The 18204-nt window shown below is 70.0% G+C and carries 17 protein-coding genes and 1 pseudogene; 6 read left to right on the top strand and 12 right to left on the bottom strand.

Annotated features, from left to right (window positions below; translation table 11 throughout):
- Nucleotides 1–171: 171 nt before the first annotated feature.
- The gene (locus OG574_RS18335) at nucleotides 172–1110 is read right to left on the bottom strand and encodes an AurF N-oxygenase family protein (RefSeq protein WP_326774108.1); all 939 of its coding nucleotides are present in this window, start codon (nucleotides 1108–1110) and stop codon (nucleotides 172–174) included.
- A 150-nt stretch (nucleotides 1111–1260) separates the two neighbouring features.
- Here OG574_RS18335 and OG574_RS18330 point away from each other — a divergent pair, with 150 nt between their 5' ends.
- A complete protein-coding gene (locus OG574_RS18330; RefSeq protein WP_326774107.1) occupies nucleotides 1261–2370 on the top strand; it encodes a ferritin-like domain-containing protein in 1110 nt (369 codons plus the stop codon).
- A gap of 89 nt (nucleotides 2371–2459) precedes the next feature.
- Nucleotides 2460–3377, top strand: coding sequence for a hypothetical protein (locus OG574_RS18325; protein WP_326774106.1), 918 nt, complete (start codon nucleotides 2460–2462; stop codon nucleotides 3375–3377).
- Between the two features lie 30 nt (nucleotides 3378–3407).
- Here OG574_RS18325 and OG574_RS18320 read toward each other — a convergent pair.
- The 6 genes and pseudogenes from OG574_RS18320 to OG574_RS18295 form a co-directional block, all read right to left on the bottom strand.
- Nucleotides 3408–3930: pseudogene (locus OG574_RS18320) on the bottom strand (DUF3291 domain-containing protein); the annotation flags it as partial.
- A gap of 82 nt (nucleotides 3931–4012) precedes the next feature.
- Nucleotides 4013–5479 carry a peptidoglycan D,D-transpeptidase FtsI family protein gene (locus OG574_RS18315; RefSeq protein ID WP_326774105.1) on the bottom strand — a complete coding sequence of 489 codons (1467 nt, stop codon included), beginning with the start codon at nucleotides 5477–5479 and terminating at the stop codon, nucleotides 4013–4015.
- Nucleotides 5476–6849: an FtsW/RodA/SpoVE family cell cycle protein gene (locus OG574_RS18310; RefSeq protein ID WP_326778534.1), complete on the bottom strand. Its 1374-nt coding sequence runs from the start codon at nucleotides 6847–6849 to the stop codon at nucleotides 5476–5478. The genes OG574_RS18315 and OG574_RS18310 overlap by 4 nt, the downstream gene beginning before the upstream one ends.
- A 163-nt stretch (nucleotides 6850–7012) precedes the next feature.
- Entirely contained in the window at nucleotides 7013–8299 is a 1287-nt protein-coding gene (locus OG574_RS18305) for a HAMP domain-containing sensor histidine kinase (RefSeq protein ID WP_326774104.1), read from the bottom strand.
- Between the two features lie 271 nt (nucleotides 8300–8570).
- Nucleotides 8571–9341 carry a hypothetical protein gene (locus tag OG574_RS18300; RefSeq protein WP_326774103.1) on the bottom strand — a complete coding sequence of 257 codons (771 nt, stop codon included), beginning with the start codon at nucleotides 9339–9341 and terminating at the stop codon, nucleotides 8571–8573.
- A gap of 102 nt (nucleotides 9342–9443) precedes the next feature.
- Entirely contained in the window at nucleotides 9444–9704 is a 261-nt protein-coding gene (locus tag OG574_RS18295; RefSeq protein ID WP_100595885.1) for a hypothetical protein, read from the bottom strand.
- A gap of 211 nt (nucleotides 9705–9915) precedes the next feature.
- Here OG574_RS18295 and OG574_RS18290 point away from each other — a divergent pair, with 211 nt between their 5' ends.
- A complete protein-coding gene (locus tag OG574_RS18290) occupies nucleotides 9916–10719 on the top strand; it encodes an NERD domain-containing protein (RefSeq protein WP_100595884.1) in 804 nt (267 codons plus the stop codon).
- 57 nt (nucleotides 10720–10776) lie between these two features.
- Here OG574_RS18290 and OG574_RS18285 read toward each other — a convergent pair whose 3' ends face one another.
- The 3 genes from OG574_RS18285 to ligD all read right to left on the bottom strand — a co-directional run bounded on the left by OG574_RS18285 (nucleotide 10777) and on the right by ligD (nucleotide 13394).
- The gene (locus OG574_RS18285; protein ID WP_398375832.1) at nucleotides 10777–11421 is read right to left on the bottom strand and encodes a DNA alkylation repair protein; all 645 of its coding nucleotides are present in this window, start codon (nucleotides 11419–11421) and stop codon (nucleotides 10777–10779) included.
- A 96-nt stretch (nucleotides 11422–11517) separates the two neighbouring features.
- On the bottom strand, nucleotides 11518–12513 hold the full coding sequence (locus OG574_RS18280; RefSeq protein ID WP_326774101.1) for an ATP-dependent DNA ligase: 996 nt from the start codon (nucleotides 12511–12513) through the stop codon (nucleotides 11518–11520).
- Nucleotides 12510–13394 (bottom strand): non-homologous end-joining DNA ligase, encoded by an 885-nt coding sequence (gene ligD, locus OG574_RS18275; RefSeq protein WP_326774100.1) that lies wholly within the window; start codon nucleotides 13392–13394, stop codon nucleotides 12510–12512. The genes OG574_RS18280 and ligD overlap by 4 nt, the downstream gene beginning before the upstream one ends.
- A gap of 182 nt (nucleotides 13395–13576) precedes the next feature.
- On the opposite strand from ligD, the gene ku reads away from it, so the two are divergent.
- A complete protein-coding gene (ku, locus tag OG574_RS18270) occupies nucleotides 13577–14713 on the top strand; it encodes a non-homologous end joining protein Ku (RefSeq protein ID WP_326774099.1) in 1137 nt (378 codons plus the stop codon).
- Nucleotides 14714–14822: 109 nt separating this feature from the next.
- Here the strand turns inward: ku and OG574_RS18265 are convergent, their stop codons facing one another.
- Both OG574_RS18265 and OG574_RS18260 read right to left on the bottom strand, forming a co-directional pair.
- Nucleotides 14823–15188, bottom strand: a complete 366-nt coding sequence (locus OG574_RS18265; RefSeq protein ID WP_326774098.1) for a PH domain-containing protein — start codon at nucleotides 15186–15188, stop codon at nucleotides 14823–14825.
- Nucleotides 15189–15231: 43 nt separating this feature from the next.
- Entirely contained in the window at nucleotides 15232–16161 is a 930-nt protein-coding gene (locus tag OG574_RS18260; protein WP_326774097.1) for a class I SAM-dependent methyltransferase, read from the bottom strand.
- Between the two features lie 190 nt (nucleotides 16162–16351).
- Between OG574_RS18260 and OG574_RS18255 the strand changes: the two genes are divergently transcribed.
- Both OG574_RS18255 and OG574_RS18250 read left to right on the top strand, forming a co-directional pair.
- On the top strand, nucleotides 16352–16972 hold the full coding sequence (locus OG574_RS18255; protein WP_326774096.1) for a TetR/AcrR family transcriptional regulator: 621 nt from the start codon (nucleotides 16352–16354) through the stop codon (nucleotides 16970–16972).
- Nucleotides 16959–18149: a damage-control phosphatase ARMT1 family protein gene (locus tag OG574_RS18250; RefSeq protein ID WP_326774095.1), complete on the top strand. Its 1191-nt coding sequence runs from the start codon at nucleotides 16959–16961 to the stop codon at nucleotides 18147–18149. Before OG574_RS18255 ends, OG574_RS18250 begins: the two co-directional genes overlap by 14 nt.
- Nucleotides 18150–18204 lie beyond the last annotated feature (55 nt).

Here is an 18204-nt window from a genome sequence, read left to right as displayed (position 1 = left end):
CCGCAGCGTAACCGGCTTTTCGTGCGAGGGTCCTGTACGGAGGCGCTCCGCCGGGTCCCGGGCGCAGTCCTGGGCGAGCAGCCCGGACGACTTCCACAGCCTGCGTCCGGTGCCCCGCATGACGCCGGTGTCGTCCAGGCTGTGTCGATGTGCGGCTCTGCCGCGTGGCGGTCAGGCGAGCAGTCCGGACGACTTCCACAGCCTGCGTCCGACGCCCCGCATGACCCCGATGTCGTCCAGGAAGTCCGTCAGGCGCTTGGCGCCGGTCTGCATGATCTCGCGCCGGTGGCCGCTGGCCTTGACCTGCGCCAGCGCCTCCTTCGGGTCGAGCCCCGCCCGCTCGTAGGCGGCCGGGTTGTGGAACGCCGTGTAGATCACGCGGGCGGCCTCGCCGCACACGATCCGGGTGTACGCCCCCTCCGCCGGGCCGCACTTCACCATCTGGCGGCGCAGCTCCTCACGGGCGTAGCGCACGTGCCGCGCCTCCTCGATGACGTGGATGCGGGTGATGCCGCGCACCAGCGGCTGGACGCGCTCGTCCGGGAACGTCATCCGCTGCATCCAGTCGATGATCTCCTCGCCGAGCAGCGTCGCCGCGAAGGATCCCGGAGTCGTGGAGATCGTCTTGAGCACGCGCCCCAGGTTGTGATGGATACGCGGCATGGGGAAGCTCTCGCCGACGCTCCGCTTGATCATGCGGGCGAACATCATGGAGTGCCGGCACTCGTCGGCGATCTCCGTGAGGGCGTAGCGCACATGGCTGCTGGTCAGCGACTTGTCGTAGATGTGCCGTACGAGGAGCTGCATCAGGATGATCTCGAACCACACGCCCATGGACGCCATGGAGGCCGCCTCGTACTTGGAGAGCTCGATGCGCTGCTCCTGCGGCATCCGCTTCCACATGGGGGTGTCGTAGAGCGAGCAGAGCTCCGGGGGCCAGTACCACATGCCCTCGACGTCGGGGGAATCCCAGTCCAGCTCCTTGTCCGGGTCGAAGGAGTGCTTGGCGGAGGAGTCGAGCAGGCGCTCGGCCACCTGCTCGCGGTCCTTGAGCAGCCCGAGCGCGTCGCGCAGACCCTCGAACGCGTCGGCTTCCGTCACGGTCGTCATGGCTGTCTCCACCTCGTCGTACGGGAAACGGGTGCCGCGGCACAGGAGTTACCAGCGGTCACGTCTTATGAGACTGCCTGTCAGCAAGGCCGTCAATCCCTTGCGCGTCACTTGTTGACCCCGTGTCCACAAGCGTGTGAGCCTGCCTGTATGTCGACGCATGAGCTGTACACCAGGGCGCCCGAGGAGCTCAACTGGCAAGTACCTGCGGCCGGTTCGGCAAGATTCAGCTGGGAGTACGACGAGGGCAGGGACCGCCTCCTCGCGCTCTACCAGAAGGGCAAGGACAAGCAGTGGGACGGTGCCAAGCGCATCGACTGGGGCCTCGAGGTCGATCCCCACAACCCGCTCGGCACCCCCGACGAGGCGCTGACCCTCTACGGCACCCGGCACTGGGCGAAGATGACGGACCGGGACAAGGGCGAGCTGCGCAAGCACTACGCGTCCTGGCAGTTCAGCCAGTTCCTGCACGGTGAGCAGGGCGCGATGGTGTGCGCCGCCCGCATCGTCGAGTCCGTCCCCGACATGGACGCCAAGTTCTACTCGGCGACCCAGACCATGGACGAGGCCCGGCACGCGGAGATCTTCGGCCGCTTCCTGCACGAGAAGGTCGGGATGCTCTACCCGATCAACGACAACCTCCAGTCGCTCCTCGGCGACACCCTGCGCGACTCCCGCTGGGACATGCCCTACCTCGGCATGCAGGTCCTCATCGAGGGTCTGGCGCTCGCCGCGTTCGGCATGATCCGCGACACCACGGACAAGCCGCTGCCCCAGCAGATCCTCGCGTACGTCATGCAGGACGAGGCCCGCCATGTGGCCTTCGGGCGGATGGCCCTGCGCGACTACTACAAGCAGCTCAGCGATGCCGAACTGCGCGAGCGCGAGGAGTTCGTCATCGAGGGCTGCTACCTGATGCGCGACCGGCTGCGCGGCGTCGAGGTCCTGGAGAACTTCGGCATCTCCAAGGCGGAGGCCGACGAGTACAGCGAGCAGTCCGAGTTCCTGGCCCTCTTCCGCCAGCTGCTCTTCTCCCGGATCGTGCCCTGCGTCAAGGACATCGGCCTGTGGGGCAAGCGCCTCCAGCAGGCGTACGTCGACATGGGCGTCTTCGAGATGGGCAACTCGAACCTCGACCAGCTGATGGCCCAGGACGAGGAGATCGCCGAGAAGCTCGACGCAGAACGCTTCGCGGCGGAGGAACTGGAGCGCGTCGCGGAGGTCGAGTCGACGATCGGGGAAGGCGCGCAGCAGCCCTAGGGCTCGCCTGAGCGGGACCCGGCGAGTCCGGCCCATCCGGGGTGTCCGGGGCGTGGGGGTGTGTCACCCGCATGGAGTATTTTGCTGACGTGTCCACGCCTCAGCCACCCCAGCCCGGCCCGTACGGCCAGCAGCCCCCGGCCGCGCCCTACGGCCAGCCCGGCCCCTACGGTCCGCCGCAGCAGCCCGGCCCGCACGGCCAGCCGGGCCAGCCCGGTCCGTACGCCCAGCCGGGCCAGCCCGGTCCGTACGCCCAGCCGGGCCAGCCCGGTCCGTACGCCCAGCCGGGCCAGCCCGGTCCGTACGCCCAGCAGCCCTACCCGGGCGGTGCCCCCTACCCCGGATGGGGCGGTGCCCCGATGGGCCCGCCGCCCAAGAAGCGGCGGGTCGGGATGATTCTCGGCATCGTCGGCGGCGCGGTCGGCGTCGTCGTCATCGGCATCGTCGCGGTCGCCATGCTCGGCTCGGAGGTCGACAAGAGCTTCCCGGCGGCCGAGTACAAGCTGACCATCCCGAAGACCGTCCTCGACGGGAGGTACACCCTCACCGAGGACCTGTCCGGCACCCAGGGCAAGGAGATCGAGGACGAGGCGGACGGCGCCTGGGACGCACGCGACACCAAGGCGGCCGTCGGCCAGTACGCCGCGACCGACCCCGCCAAGAAGAACGCGGGTGTGGTGATCTCCGGCATGTACGGCCGGTTCAAGAACACCGACCTGGCCCGCAAGAACATGATGCAGGGCGCCGCCAAGAGCGACGGCGCCGAAGTCGCCGTGCCCGCCAAGGACTTCAAGCCGGCCGGCTCCGACGTCACCATCACCTGCCAGGTGCTCACCAAGGCGCAGGCGACCATCCCGATGTGCGCCTGGGCCGACGGGAACACCGGCGCCACCGTCGCCGAGATCACCCCCGAGATCGCCCTTCAGACCCCCTCCGAGGTGGACCTCGACGCGGCGGCCGCGACCGCGGCGAAGATCCGCTCGGAGATCAGGAAGCCGATCGGCTGACGGACTCGGCTCCGACGTCGGCTCCGGCTCGGGGCCGGCGTCGCCCGCCGGGAACGACGTACGCAGATTGAACGCGTACGGCGTCGGGCCGTGCGTCCGCAGATGGACCAGGCGTTCCTCCGCTTCCTCGACGGTGGGCCGGTGCCCGGCCGGCACCCACCACAGGGCGGTCACCGCCTCGTCGAGACGCTCGAAGAACTCCCGGCGGCGGGCGAGGAGTTCACGGTGCTGCCCCTGGTACTCCCCCAAGGTCTTAAGGACCAGGGGGGACCCCCATCGCGGTCAGCGCATTCGTGTCCCGCCACACCGACATGTTCACCAGCAGCCACGCGTCGTCGAAGATCCGGAAGCTCGTCGCGTCCCCGGTGTCGTCCTTCAGGCGCCACACGAACCCGTCCGACGCGTCGGCGACGGCGTTCACCGGATCGAGTCCCTCCGCGAAGTCCCTCAGCTGCTCCGAGTCGAGCGGGGCGGTGAGGCGGCCGATGTTCACCTGGGCGAGTTCGTGGCGAGTCCCGTTCTCCGTCGTGTGCGCAGTCCCGTAGTCAGTCATGGACTGCACGATAGGCAGCGGACGCGTCGCCGCAGAGGGCCATTTCACCTGTTGGTATCCGGGGCCAATCGCTCAATTGCCCTTACCGGTCGGACGACTTGAGTACGGCCTCCATCACGTTCCGCGCGATCGGCGCCGCACTGCCGCCGCCGCTGATGTCCGTACGGTTCGCCGACGCGTCCTCGACGACCACCGCGACGGCGACCTCCGGGCCGCCCGGCTCCGGGGACCGCGCCCAGGAGATGAACCACGCGTACGGGGTGCCCTTGTTGCCCACGCCGTGCTGCGCCGTGCCGGTCTTGCCGCCCACCATCACATCGGGGATCTGCGCGTTCGTGCCCGTGCCGTCCTCCACGGCGTCCAGCATCATTTCCTGGAGCTGCGTCGCCGTGGCCGGGTTCATCGCCTGCCGGTACGTCTTCGCACCGGTCTGCGCGAGGGTGTTCCCCTTCTTGTCCGTCGTCCTGTCCACCAGATGAGGCGCCATCAGGACCCCGCCGTTGACGACGGCGGCCGACACCATGGCCATCTGCAGCGGTGTCGCCGTCGTGTTGAACTGGCCGATGGACGAGAGCGCCAGCTGCGAACGGTCCATGTCCGTGTCGAAGTTGCTCCGCGAGACGCTCGACGGGATCCTCACCCCCGCGTCGTCGAAGCCGAACCGCCTTGCCGCCGACACCATCCCCTTCAGCCCGACCTGCACACCGAGCTTCGCCATCACCGTGTTGCAGGAGACCCGGATCGCGTCCGCGAGCGACGCGTCCTCGCAGCCGCGTGCCTCGTTCCGCAGCACGGTCGACGTGTCCGGCAGGACCCAGGGGCTCGGCGTCTCCGTCGGCTCGTCCAGATCCGTCACGACGCCCGCGTCGAGGGCCGCCGCCGCGGTGACGATCTTGAAGGTCGAGCCCGGCGGATACGTCTGCCGGATCGCCCGGTTGAGCATCGGCTGACTCGGCGCGCGGTTCAGGCGCGTCCACGCCGACATCGTCGCCGAATCCGTCCCGGCGATCTTCCCCGGATCGTACGAGGGGCTGCTCACCAGGGCGAGGATCGCCCCGGTCGCCGGATTGAGCGCCGCGACCGCGCCCCGGCGCCCGGCCAGTCCGGAGTACGCCGCTCGCTGGGCCGCCCCGTCGATCGTGGTCGCCACCTTGCCGCCCGGCTGCTGCGAGCGCGTCATATCGTTCCACAGGGGGAGCGGGGCGAGCATCGGGTCCGTGCCGGAGAGGATGTCGTCCTCGGCGTTCTCCAGCAGCGAGGTGCCGTACATCTGGGACGCGTACCCGGTCACCGGCGCGAACAACGGGCCGTGCTTGTACGTCCGTTCGTAGCGGAGCTGCTGGCCGGAATCCTTGGACCCGGTGACCGCCTTGCCGTCGACGAGGATGTTGCCGCGCGCCTGGTTGTAGCGCGTGATCGTGTTGCGGCGGTTGGCCGGGTTGTCGTCGAGGGAGTCCGCCTCGAAGATCTGCACGCGGGCCGCGTTGACCAGCAGAGCGACGAGCAGCACCAGGCAGAAGACCGCGGCCCGGCGGATGTAACGGGTCACCGCTGCGCCTCCAGCGCCTCGTCGGACAGGAGTTGGCCCCGCGCGGAGTCACTGATCCGTACGAGCAGCGCCACGATGATCCAGTTGGTGACGACGGACGAACCGCCCTGCGCGAGGAACGGCATCGCCATGCCGGTCAGCGGGATCAGGCCCATCACCCCGCCCGCGATCACGAACACCTGGAGCGCGACGATCGACGCGATACCGATCGCCAGGAGCCGGCCGAACGGGTCGCGCAGCGCGAGCCCCGCCCGGTAGCCGCGCTCCACGAGCAGCGCGTACAGCAGGAAGATCGCCGTCAGGCCGACAAGCCCCAGCTCCTCGCCCGCGGTCGCCAGGATGAAGTCCGACTTCGCGGCGAACCCGATGAGGATCGAGTGCCCCGCCCCGAGCCCCTCGCCGAGCATGCCGCCCGCCGCGAACGCGAACAGGGACTGGGCGAGCTGGCCGGGCCCCTGGCCCGCGTCGATCGAGGCGAACGGGTGCAGCCAGTCCTGGACGCGGCTGTTCACATGCGGTTCGAGCGCGCCGACGAAGACCGCGCCGCCCGCCGCGAGGAGCAGCCCGATCGCGATCCAGCTGCCGCGGCCCGTCGCCACGTACAGCATCACGATGAAGAGGCCGAAGAACAGCAGCGAGGTTCCGAGGTCACGCTCCAGGACCAGGACGCCCACGCTGATCAGCCAGAAGACCAGGATCGGCGCGAAGACCCGCATGGTGGGGAACTGGAAGCGCCAGATCTTCTTGCCCGTGTACGAGAGCGCGTTGCGGTTCGCCGCGAGATAGCTGGCGAAGAAGATCGCGAGCAGCACCTTGGCGAACTCGCCCGGCTGGATGGAGAATCCGCTGATCCTGAGCCAGATACGGGCGCCGTTCACCGCCGGGAAGAGGATCGGCAGGACCATCAGGAACAGCGCGGCGACGGCCGACAGATAGGCGTACCGCTGGAGCACCCGGTGGTCGCGCACGAGGACCACGACCGCGATGAACAGGGCCACGCCCAGCGTGGACCAGATGAGCTGGATCGGCGCCGCCTGGTCGTCGGGTGTCTCCAGGTCGAGCCGGTAGATCAGGACCAGGCCGAGGCCGTTGAGCAGCACGCCGATAGGGAGCAGGAGCGGGTCCGCGTACGGGGCGCGCAGGCGGATCGCGCCGTGCGCCACGAGCGCGAGCACGCCGAGCCCGGCGCCGTAACCGGCGGCGCCGGGCGGTACGGAGCCGTTCTTGGCGAGTCCTACGTCGCAGTAGCCGTAGACGCTGAGCAGGACGGCCAGAACGATCAGGACGAGTTCGGTGCCACGGCGCCGGGGGAGGCGGACAGCGGGGACCGCGGGAGGGCTGACGCCGCCTCTCGTGCCTGCCGGGCCCATGGGTCCCGTTGATCCCGTCGGTCCGGTCATGGCGGGAACGTAACAAGCTATAGCCGGGAAATCCCGCTATGTCTCTTTAATCTGACTGGGTGTGTGTCCGGCTGGGGTTCGGGGTGAGGGCTTCGGGAGGGATTGGTACGGGGTTCTGTGTGGGGGTGACACGTCAGGGCTGCTGGTCGTCCAACGTCAGCGTTGCCATCGCTCCGCCGTCCTCCGCGTTCGCGAATCTGAGCGAAGCGTCCAGCACTTCCGCCTGGCCCAGCGCGATCGTCAGGCCGAGGCCGTGGCCCTTCGCGCCGCCCTCCGTCCTGAACCGCTGCGGACCGCCCTCCACCAGGTAGTCCGGGTAGCCCTCCCCGTGATCCCGCACCGTGATCACCGGGCCGTCCACCGTGACGACCACCGGCGGGCGCCCGTGCCTGTGCGCGTTCGCCACGAGGTTGCCGAGCACCCGCTCCAGGCGCCGGCGGTCCGTCAGTACGCAGACGTCCCGCACCACGACCACCTCCGTCTCCGTGCCGGACCCCCGCACCACCCGCTCGGCGAGCGGGCCGAGCCAGTTGTCGTCCAGGTCCACGCGCTCGCTGCGCGCGTCCAGGCGCGAGATCTCCAGCAGGTCCTCGGTGAGGGTCCGCAGCGCGGCGACCCGGTCCCGTACGAGCTCGGTCGGGCGGCCCGGCGGGAGGAGTTCGGCCGCCGCGTGCAGGCCCGTCAGTGGTGTCCGCAGTTCGTGTGCCACGTCCGCCGTGAACCGTTGCTCGCTGAGCAGCTTGCGCTGCAACGACGACGCCATGCTGTCCAGCGCACCGGCCACGGCTGCCACCTCGTCCTGGTGCCTGGCCGGATTTCCCGTCCTCGGATCGCCCACCCGCGCGTCCAGGTCCCCGCCGCTGATCCTCCGGGCCACTCTCGCCGTCGCGTGCAGGCGCCGCGTCACGCGCGTCACCGCGAACGCCCCCACCAGCAGCGTCGCGCCGATCGCCAGCACGGACGAGCCGACGATCGCCTTGTCCAGGCCGTCGATCGTGCGGGCGCCCTGCGCGTAGTCGACCTCCACGGCCAGGACGCGGTTCCTGTCGAGGGGTCCTGCCGCCCACATCGTGGGCTGCTTCGCGTGACTGCTCACCATGGTGCCGCGCTCACCGTCCGTGGCGAGCCGGCGCAGCGAGTCGGGCAGGTCCGGGGGGTCGACCCCTGCGAGCGGGCCCAGCCTCGCGCCGGCCTCGTACGCCTTGGTGGCCTCGTCCAGCCGGTCCAGCGCGTGGTCGCGGGCCTGGCCGACGGTCTGGTTGCTGACCGATACGTGGACCAGGGCGCCCAGGAGCGCGGCGAGTGCGCAGCACATCACCGTGATGAAGACCGCGGCCTTCCAGGTGAGGGTGGCTGTCCAGGCGGGGAGCCGGGGTCTGGGCCCGGGGCGGCTCGGGTCGGCCTGTGGTGCGGGGGTCATGGGCGGCTCGTGGCGGGTGTCGCCGGGGGCGGGGTTGCTTTTGGCCGGTGTTCTCGCGCCTTGCGTGTGTGGGTGGGTGCGGGGCCGGTCGGGTGTGTCCGTCCTCGCTCGGACGGTTCGGCGTTGGATTTCGTACGCGTCAGTGGTGTGTGCCGGCTCTGCGCGGACATACCGGCCCGGCCGCTCCCGTTCGCTCGTGGGTGCGGGTGGGTTGTGGCGCCGGCCGTGCCCCGGCGTGTGTGCGTGGGGCGGCTTCGGCTCGTGTGTCCGGTCATCGGGCGGCGGCCGATGGGGTTGTCGTCGGGGTCTTCGGCGGGGCGGTGGTGGGGGAGGCGGGTTCGGGCTTGGGGGTGGGGGTCGGGGTTGTGGTCGGGGCCGTCGGGGGGCCCGTGCGGAGGATTTCGTCTCGGGTGGGGAGCATCGCGTGCTGGTGCGGGTCCCAGGACCACGCCGTGCGGTACTCGTAGCCCGGCAGGTCCGCCACCGCCCGCAGGATCACGTCGCGGCCCGCGATCTCCACGCTCACGACCGCGTCTGACGTTCCCATGACCTGCGTCAGCTTGTGGTCCTCGAACTTGTAGCAGCGCACGGCGAGTTGGCGTTTCGGCAGGCGGATCCCGAGGACCAGTTCGTCCTTGCCGTCACCCGTCAGGTCCCGGTAGTACGCCTTCAGGACCGGGCACTTGGCGCTGTCTTTCGTGCCGCAGTCGTCCAGCCCTACGACCTTGTCCGGTGACGGGGACGGGGACGGGCTCGGTGATGCCGAGGCGGCCGCCTCCTGTGCGCGGACCACGTCGACCGGGTTCACACGGTGGATGTCGTCACCCTTGGCGGTGATGCCGTTCACCACTTCGGTCTTGCCCGAGCCGTAGTCGTCGGCCGCGGCGGACGCCGGCGGCAGTGTGGGCCAGAGCCGGGCGGGTCCCATCGCCGTGGACGTCGGACCCGCGCTGCGCAGCTCGCCCGCGTCGCCGCACCCCGCGAGCAGCAGTACCGACGCCGTTACGGCGGTCGCTGCGGTACAGGTGCGCCTTGAATTCACTGCACTCCTGCCTGTCCGCGTGCCGGTCGGTCACTCCACTGACACCTTATTGGTGAGGAAGTCCTTTTTATTGACCCGCGGGACCGTGCGCACCTCGAACCCTCAGCCGTCGGTGCGCCCGCGCCGGTACATCGAGAAGGCGAGTCCCCCCGCGCCCGCCGCCGCCATGCCGCCGCCCGCCGCCAGGAACAGCGGGTTCGAGTCGGGTGTGCCGTGCCCCGGTTCGCTCGCCGGGGCGGGAGCCGCCGCGCGGTCGGGCTGGGCGTGCGCGAACGCGGCCGTCGGGACCAGGAGCGCGCCGCCGAGAACGGCGGCGACGAAGGTGCCGCGGGCCAGCAGGCATGCTCGACGGGTGGTGCTCACGGAACGTCTCCTCTGCTCTACTCCCGGTGCGGTGCGCTCCACCAGGTGGCGTAAACGCTGACCTCATCACCGTAAAGACCCCTCATCACGGCAATTCGGCAGCTGTGTAACAGCGGGCCGAAACTCTGCGGGCGGTGGTGTCACCGAGGGGCGGGACGGCATATTGCCCTGCGGCTCCGAGGCTGTTCCCATGGTCGTGGGGTGATGGTGCATGAGCGGTCTGCGCGTCATACCGACCTGGCGGCACGGTCGGGAGCGGCTCTATGTCTGTGGCGACGACGGCAGGAATGTCGCCTGGTACGACCGTGAGGCCGGCCGTGTCAATCTGATCAGCGAGGCCCGCCGGGACGCCGTGCTCGACGCCCTCGGGCCCTTCCTGACCGGCCAGGTCACCGTGGGTCCGCCCCCCGTGCCCACCCCCGTCGAACTTGCCAGGCTCGCCCTCCACCCGGACGACGACCTCGCGCCGAACCGGCCCGGCGAGGCCCTCCAGATCGCCGTCGACCGGGATCCGGGGCCGCCACGGCGGCTGCGCGGTGACCCGCGGCGCCGGGCCCTGGAGGCCGAGCAGTGCGTCGGCGGAGCGCTCGACGCGTTCGAGCGGGCGGGCTGGCGCGCGCTGCACTCCGTGCCGCTGCCCGGCGGCGCCCGCATCCACCACCTCCTCATCGGGCCCGGCGGCCTCTACGCGCTGCACACGCTTCCGGCCCGCAAACAGCGCGTCCGGGTCGCCGACCCGATGGTCATGACCGGCCGCTCGGAGCCGCACCCGCTGCTGCGCCGCGTCCGTGCGGACGCCTCGCGCGCGTCCTTCGCCCTGACCGCCGAGGTCCGCCCGGTCCTGGCCGTCGCGGGCGCCGCGACGGTAGAGGTGGCGGCACCCCCACGGGACGTACGCATCGTCCTCGACACCGAACTCCAGTCACTGGCGCGCACGGGCGGCGTCCTGAAACCGGCCGACGTCGAGGCCCTGCACGCCATGGCCCGCGACCGCCATACGTGGCTGCGGGTCTGAGGCCCTCGAAGGGCTGGGGGTGCTGAGGTCGGGGCCGCCAGAGGGCAGGGTGTCTCTCTACTGGGCTTGTCGGCGGCGCACCATCTCGGTGATCCAGACCGGGGCGAACGGGGACGTGCAGCCCGGTGACGTCGGGTAGTCCTTGAGTACCTGCAGGCGCTCGCCGATGTCGATTGCCCGGGTGCGGAGGTCGGCGTGTTCGATCCCGATCTGGGCCAGGCAGTGGTTCATCGCCCACTGCAGGCGGTCCGGGGCGTCCTTCATCTCCGCCTCGATGACGTCGAGGAGCCCTGAGAGGTCGAGCCCCTCCGGCTTTTTCGCCACGCGTTCCGTGGTCAGCGCCCAGCCGGCGCTCGCGACCACTGGATCCGGGTCGGCCGACCAGGCCAGACGCAGCTCTTCGGCGTGCGGGTTCTTCTTCACCACGTAGTTCACGAGCCAGTCGTGCACCTTGGGCGTGCGCGCCCCGCGCACCATGGCGTCCAGCTCGTCCCGCCGGAACGCCTTCGGGCGGCAGATGAGGAGGGCGAGGAGTCTTGCCGCGGTGTCGTCGGTTTCCCAGAGCCCGCTCGCGAGTTCCTGCTGCGTTTTCAGCCGCTTTGCGAGTGCGCGCAGCTTGCTGAGGTTCACGCCGTGATCGTCGCCGTGCTTCTCGTTCACGGCGCGTGCCTTCGGGTCCTCGAGTTCGGCCAGCTCGGCCATCACCTCGGCGACCGTCGTCCCGGTCAGCGTCTTCTCGGCCACCTCAGCCCTCCCGTCCGTACGTGAGATTTCACCGTACGGCGAAGGACTGACATCTCATCCGTCGGACCGCACGCGCACGAAGCGGACGGTCTCGTGGCGTCCGGCCGCTCGGCGCAGCTCGATGAGGAGGGGGGCTGTGAGCATCCGCACCGGACCGTGTTCCGGGTGGTCCGTCGGGTGCTCCAGGCGACCTTGCACCAATGTGCCGATCTGCCGTGACTGCGTCGGGGTCAGGCGGGGCGACGTCTTCACGGTTCGATCATCGGGGAGTTGTACGAGAAGTGCCTGCGGTCTGTCCAACGGGCCGAAAACTCCGAGGAGTTCCCCGTCCGTCGTATCCGCATGCCTGATCTTTCTCCATGCCTGGGTTCCTCCTGCCCGATAGGTCGAGCGCAGTCCTTTCGCCACAATTCCTTCGACTCCGGCAGCTCTTATGTCGCGAAACCAGATGTGCGCGGTTTCCTCGTCGAGCGTTGCCAGTACTCGTTGCAGGGGCGGGCCGACGTCTTGGAGCGCTGCGCCGAGCAGTTCCCAGCGCTCCCTCAGGGGCAGGGCCCTGACATCGCGGCCCGGGACGGCGAGGATGTCGAACGCCACGTAGGACACCGGGATGCCCGATCGCGCGCGGTCGGCGTGGGACCGGAGGAGATCGGTGAAGCTCAGGCGCCCGTCGCGGTAGGCGCACAATTCGCCGTCCAGTACGGTGCCGGCGGGCAGATGCTCTCCGAGATATGCGGCAATTTCGGGAAACTCCGGGGCCAGGTCCCTTTGTGAGCGTGACTGCAGGAAGACCCGGCCGCCCTCGAGGATGAAGGCCAGGGCGCGGAATCCGTCGAGTTTGAGCGAGTACTGGAGGCTCTCCGGCGTGCCTGTTTGTTCCGGGATTTCGTCCACAGCCTGGGGACGCATGACGTCGACCGGCGGGCGCAGGGCTACGGTCGGCTCGTTTTCATCCATTCCGTCAGGGTCTGCCCGGCCGGCCCCGCGGGTGAGGTGAGGCTCGCCCCTCGCGTCGGACTGGCACCGGGACAGCCCCGGCGCGCCGCTCACGGCACACGCCCCGCGCGGTTCAGGTTGATCAAGGGGCCGAGCAGGTCCCCGTACGTCTCGAGGCGCGGCGCGATGTCGTCGGCCAGGAACGTCAGTTCCCGCGCGTCCGTGCAGGCCTCGACCTCCTCCCACGTCACCGGCGCCGACACGGTCGGCTCCGGGCGGGCGCGCAGCGTGTACGGGGTCGCCGTCGTCTTCGCGGCAGCGTTCTGGCTGAAGTCGACGAAGACCTTGCCGGGGCGCAGGCTGCGGGTCATGCGGTGGACGACCAGCTCCGGATGCTCGGCCTCCGCCTCCACCGCGAGGGTTTTCGCGTAGGCGCTCACCCGATCGGACGGCGTCGGTTCCAGCGGCACGAGCATGTGCAGCCCCTTGGAACCGGAGGTCTTCACGTACGAGTGAAGCCCGTCCGCGCGCAGCCGCTCCTGAAGCCAGAGCGCGACCGCGCAGCACTCCACCACGTCCGCCGGCTCCCCGGGATCCAGGTCCAGGATCAGCCGGTCGGCCTGTCCGGGCGCGTCCGCCTGCCACTGCGGCGTATGGAACTCCGTCACCAGATTGGCCGCCCACATGAGTGACGCCAGATCCTGTACGAGGACCTGGCGGGACGGGGCGCTCCTGGAATGCGGCACGTCCGCCGTCCGCACCCACGCCGGCGTGCCCGGCGGCACGTTCTTGGTGAAGAACCGCTGGCCCTCGGGCCCGTCCGGGTAACGCAGAAAGGACACGGGCCGGTCGTACAGATGCGCGAGCAGGGCCCCGGCGACCGTCGCGTAGTAGTGCAGCAGCTCGCCCTTGGTGAACCCGGTCGCCGGGTACAGCACCTTGTCGAGGTTGCTGAGCGCGAGCCGCCGCCCCTCCACCTCTGTGATGGGCGTCATACGATGAGAATCCCACGGAAATCGTGACGAGCTATCCCAAAGGGCTGCGGTGGTGGCTTCGGTTTCGGCTGCGGCGACGGCGGGGTGGCCGACGGGCCCGGCTTCGGCAGCGCGCAGAGCAGGGCCACGCGGCAGGGCATTACGCAGGGCACACGGCAGAGCACTACGCAGAGAGGGACACCGTGCGATCCATTTGGAACGGCGCCATCTCCTTCGGCCTGGTCAGCATCCCGATCAAGCTGGTCAACGCCACCGAGAGCCACTCGATCTCCTTCCGGCAGATCCATCTGGAGGACGGCGGCCGCATCCGCTACCGCAAGTTCTGCGAGCTGGAGGAGAAGGAGGTCGCGTCGGCGGAGATCGGCAAGGGGTACGAGGCCGCGGACGGCGCGATCATCCCCATCACGGAGGAGGACCTGGCCTCCCTGCCGATCCCGACCGCGCGGACCATCGAGATCGTGGCCTTCGTTCCCGGCGACCGGATCGACCCCCTCCAGATGGACGCCGCCTACTACCTCTCCGCGAACGGCGTCCCCGCGGCGAAGCCGTACACCCTGCTGCGCGAGGCGCTCAAGCGGAACAAGAAGGTCGCCATCGCCAAGTTCGCCCTGCGCGGGCGGGAGCGGCTCGGCATGCTGCGCGTCGTCGACGACGTGATCGCGATGCACGGTCTGCTGTGGCCCGACGAGGTGCGCGCCCCGGAGGAGGCGGCGCCCGAGACCGAGGTGACCGTGCGCGAGGCCGAACTCGACCTGGCGGACGCGTTGATGGACACCCTCGGCGAGGTCGACATGGAGTCGCTGCACGACGACTACCGTTCCGCGGTCGAGGAGATGATCGAGGCGAAGGCGTCCGGCGAGGGCGTGGTGCAGGCGCCCGCGGCCCCCGAGGGCGGCGGCAAGGTCATCGACCTGATGGCGGCCCTGAAGAGCAGCGTCAAGGCGGCCAAGGAGGCCCGCGGTGACGCGGCGGCACCGGAGCGGGAGGCGAAGGTGAGCCCGGTGACCCCGCTGAAGTCCCGTACGGCACCGAAGGAGGTCGGCGGGAAGAAGTCGACTTCGACCAAGCCGAAGCCTGCGGCGTCCGGGAGCGGTACGGCGAGGAAGACCACGGCCAAGAAGTCGGCCGCCTCGTCGAGGACGACGGCCGGGGAGAAGGCGAGCACTTCGCGGGCGAGCACGTCCAAGGCGAGTACGGCCAAGGCCGGCACGTCCAAGGCGAGTGGTTCGAAGGCGAGCGCCTCGAAGGCCACGGCGAAGAAGGCGACCGCAAAGAAGGCACCTGCGAAGAAGGCGGCGTCACGCAGGCGGGCGTCTTAGGCGAGCCAGGGGAGCCGAACAGGTGGGGTGGGCGGGTTCGCGTGGTGGCGGCCCGGCGGCGGCCGTACGTTCGAGGACGCCGGCGCCGGGCCACCGCTGCGCGTGTTGCTTACCGGGCCACGAACTGCGTCAGGATCGCCTGCACCTCGTAGATGTCGACGCCCTTGCTGAACGTCTTCTGGACAGGTGCCGCGGTGCCGGAGATCCAGATCTTGAGCTCGCCGTCGAGGTCGAAGTGACCGGCGGTCTCGACGGCGAAGTGCGTGATGCTCCGGTAGGGGATGGAGTGGTACTCCACCTTCTTGCCGGTGATCCCCTGCTTGTCGACGAAGATCAGACGCCGGTCGGTGAAGAGGATGGTGTCGCGGATGAGCAGGTACGCGGCCTGCACCTGCTCGCCCTGGCCGAACAGCTTGGCGTACTCCTGCTGCGCGCCGACGGGGTCGACGGTGTGAGCGTTTCCGAACAGTGCCATGAGGCCCCCCCAGATGATGAACTCCTGCGTAGACACAGGATCTTCACACTGTAGGCGAGGGCTTGGCCAGGGGGTGGGCGACCTCTTCTGGGTTGTGCGCGGTGACGAGGAATCCGACGCTCTTCATTCGTACCCCACCGTCCCTGCCCGCGCCCCCGTCGCCGACGTGCTCGTACGCGTTCAGGGTTCTCGTGAGGGTGTGATGCGCCAACTCCCGTATGTCGCTGCCGACTTGTTCGGTCAGATGCCGCCCGGGGCCGGAGCCGAGCAGGAACGCGGCGGCGTCACCGGCGTCCCGTCCCCACAGCCCGTACGCCTCCACGGACCCCACCTCGATGCCCGCGAACCCGGCGTCGGACAGCACACCGCGCGCGGCGTCGGGGTCGGCCAGGGAGAACATCCCCGGGCCGCGCGAAGCCTCCTGCCCGCCCGGCGCCCCGAAGTCGCCGACGGGCAGGATGCCGCGCAGCTCGGCGACTGCCCGGAGCCAGTCGTTGCGCTCGGGCTCGGCGGCGCAGACGAACGCCAGCCTCCCGCCCGGCCGGAGGGCGCGCCGGATGTTGGCGAAGGCGGCGACGGGGTCGGCGAAGAACATGACCCCGAACCGGCTGATGGCGACGTCGAAGGCCCCGGCGGGGAAGGGGTGGATCTGGGCGTCCCCCCGCTCGAACCCGGCCCCGGCCGCTCCTTCTTGCCGAGCGGTCTCCTCGGCCCGGGCGAGCATGGGCCCGGACAGATCGACCCCCAGCGCCCGCCCGTCCGGGCCCGCGTGCCGGGCGGCGAGGCGGGTGGTGGATCCGGCGCCGCAGCCGATGTCGAGGACGCGCTCGCCGGGGCGGACTGCGGCGGCGTCGAGGAGGGGCTCGTTGAACCCTTCGTTCACGGCGTCCCAGCGGTCCTGATTACGGGCCCAGTGCTCACCCTCGTACCCGTTCCAGGCCTGGGACTGATCGACGTTCGCGATGTGCGGCATGACGGAATCCCCTCGTGGCGGCGCGCCGGCTGATGGGCGGCGTAGAATGGGCGTCCGCCCAAACCCAGTATGGGCATGCGCCCATACTGATGGCAAGGGCATTGGGCGGGCATGGCTCTGGCAGCCGACCCCGATGGCCGGACGTGACGACCGGACCCGATGGCGCACCCGACGAGAAGAGGCAGGCAGCATGTCCCCGCGCGGAGTGGCGATCCCCGACGTAAGAGAGCGGCTTTTCGACGCGGCGGAGCGGATCCTGGCGCGGGAGGGCCCGTCGGGCCTGACGAGCAGGGCGATCACGACCGAGGCCGACTGCGCGAAGGGCCTGCTGCACAAGCACTTCGCGGGCCTGGACGAACTCGTCGCGGAACTGGTCCTGGCCCGCTTCGCCCACACAGCGCGCCTGGCGGAGGACCTTCCTGCCCGCGCGGGCGAGTCCACGGTCGCGGCCAACCTGAAGACGATCGGATACGCGCTCCTGACGTCCCTGAACCCCACGACGGCGGGCCTGGCGGTCTCGAACCCGGCGGCGTCGCTCCGTATCCGCGAGGCCCTGGAGGCGGGCGCCCCGGGCTTCGACGCGATCCAGCAGTCGATCGCTGCGTACTTGGACGCGGAAGTGGACCGGGGCCGTCTCTCCCCGGCCACGGACACGACGGCGACGGCGCTGGCGCTGGTCGGGACGGTCCACCACCTGTTGATGACGACATGGGGAGACGCGGCACGGGACCCGGGGGAGCAGACGGAGAGACTGGTGACGATGCTGCTCGGCCCGACGACCGGAGGATCAATCAGCCATGGAGAACGTTGACGACGTCATCCGGAGCAACGCCCCCGGATCATTTCCGTACAGCGTGCTGCGCGAACGGCACCCGGCGCTCATCCAGCGGGTGCGGGACGCGTTCCCGTACGACCCGGAGCGGCAGCGGGCGCTGGACGCGCTCCTGAGCGAGAGCACGGATCCGGCCGGCGTGATGGAACCGCTGCCGGCCGACGCCCGGGACCGCGACCAGTGGGAGGAGTGGGGGAGCGGCGAGCACGGGGGCGGGTCGTGGTTCGACGCGCCGTTCCTGTGGGCGGAGAGCTACTTCTACCGCAGGCTCCTGGACGCGGTCGGCTACTTCGATTCCGCCGGACCGTGGCAGGGCATCGACCCCTTCCGCCCCTTCAAACAGGCGGAGCTACGGAGCCCGGAGGCGCAGGCGGAACTGACGGCTCTGGACCGCCTGGCGCAGGAACCGCCGGAAACCCAAGGCCGGGCGCTGCTCCACGGCTCCCTGTGGGGCAACAGGGCAGACCTCGGCTTCCGACTGACAGCGACCGCCCCCGACGTAACCACCCCCACCACTCCCCTCTTGGTGGACGACTCGGAGCGCCTCTGGTCGCTCCTGCCGCCCGGGGCCGGGAACACGGTCCACGTGGTGGCGGACAACGCGGGCCGCGAACTGGTCCCGGACCTCCTCCTCATCGACCACTTCCTCCGTCACGGACACGCGGAGCAAGCGGTCCTCCACGTAAAGCCACACCCGTACTACGTCTCCGACGCGACCCCCACGGACGTAATCGACGCCCTGCGCCACCTGAAACGAGCCGCGGGCGAGGCAGGTGAAACGGGCGAACGCCTATGGCAAGCGACATCAACGGGCCGACTCCAGCTCCTCGCCCACCCGTTCTCCTGCGCCCCACTGCCGTACGCCGCAATGCCGGGCGACCTGAGGAAGTGCTTCGAGAAAGCCACACTGACGATCCTGAAGGGCGACCTGAACTACCGCCGCCTGGTAGGCGACCGACTCCGACCCGCCACAACCCCGTTCCCCACGTGCACCTCCTACTTCCCGACCCCCGTAGCAGCCCTGCGCACCCTCAAATCAGACGTAATCGTGGGCCTGGACAAACAAACGGAGGACGCGCTGAACGACTCGGAACCCGAATCCTGGCGAACAAAGGGAACGCATGCTGTGATCCAGGTACGGGGCGAGGCTCGGTGAAGTGATGAAGCAGGGAATCCCTTTCCGGGAATGCTCGGCTCATGGCGCCGCAGGA

This window comes from Streptomyces sp. NBC_01445 (assembly GCF_035918235.1).
In the GTDB taxonomy this organism is placed as follows: domain Bacteria; phylum Actinomycetota; class Actinomycetes; order Streptomycetales; family Streptomycetaceae; genus Streptomyces.
Note: the sequence above shows the minus strand (reverse complement) of the source record. Positions and strands in the feature narration are given on the sequence as shown.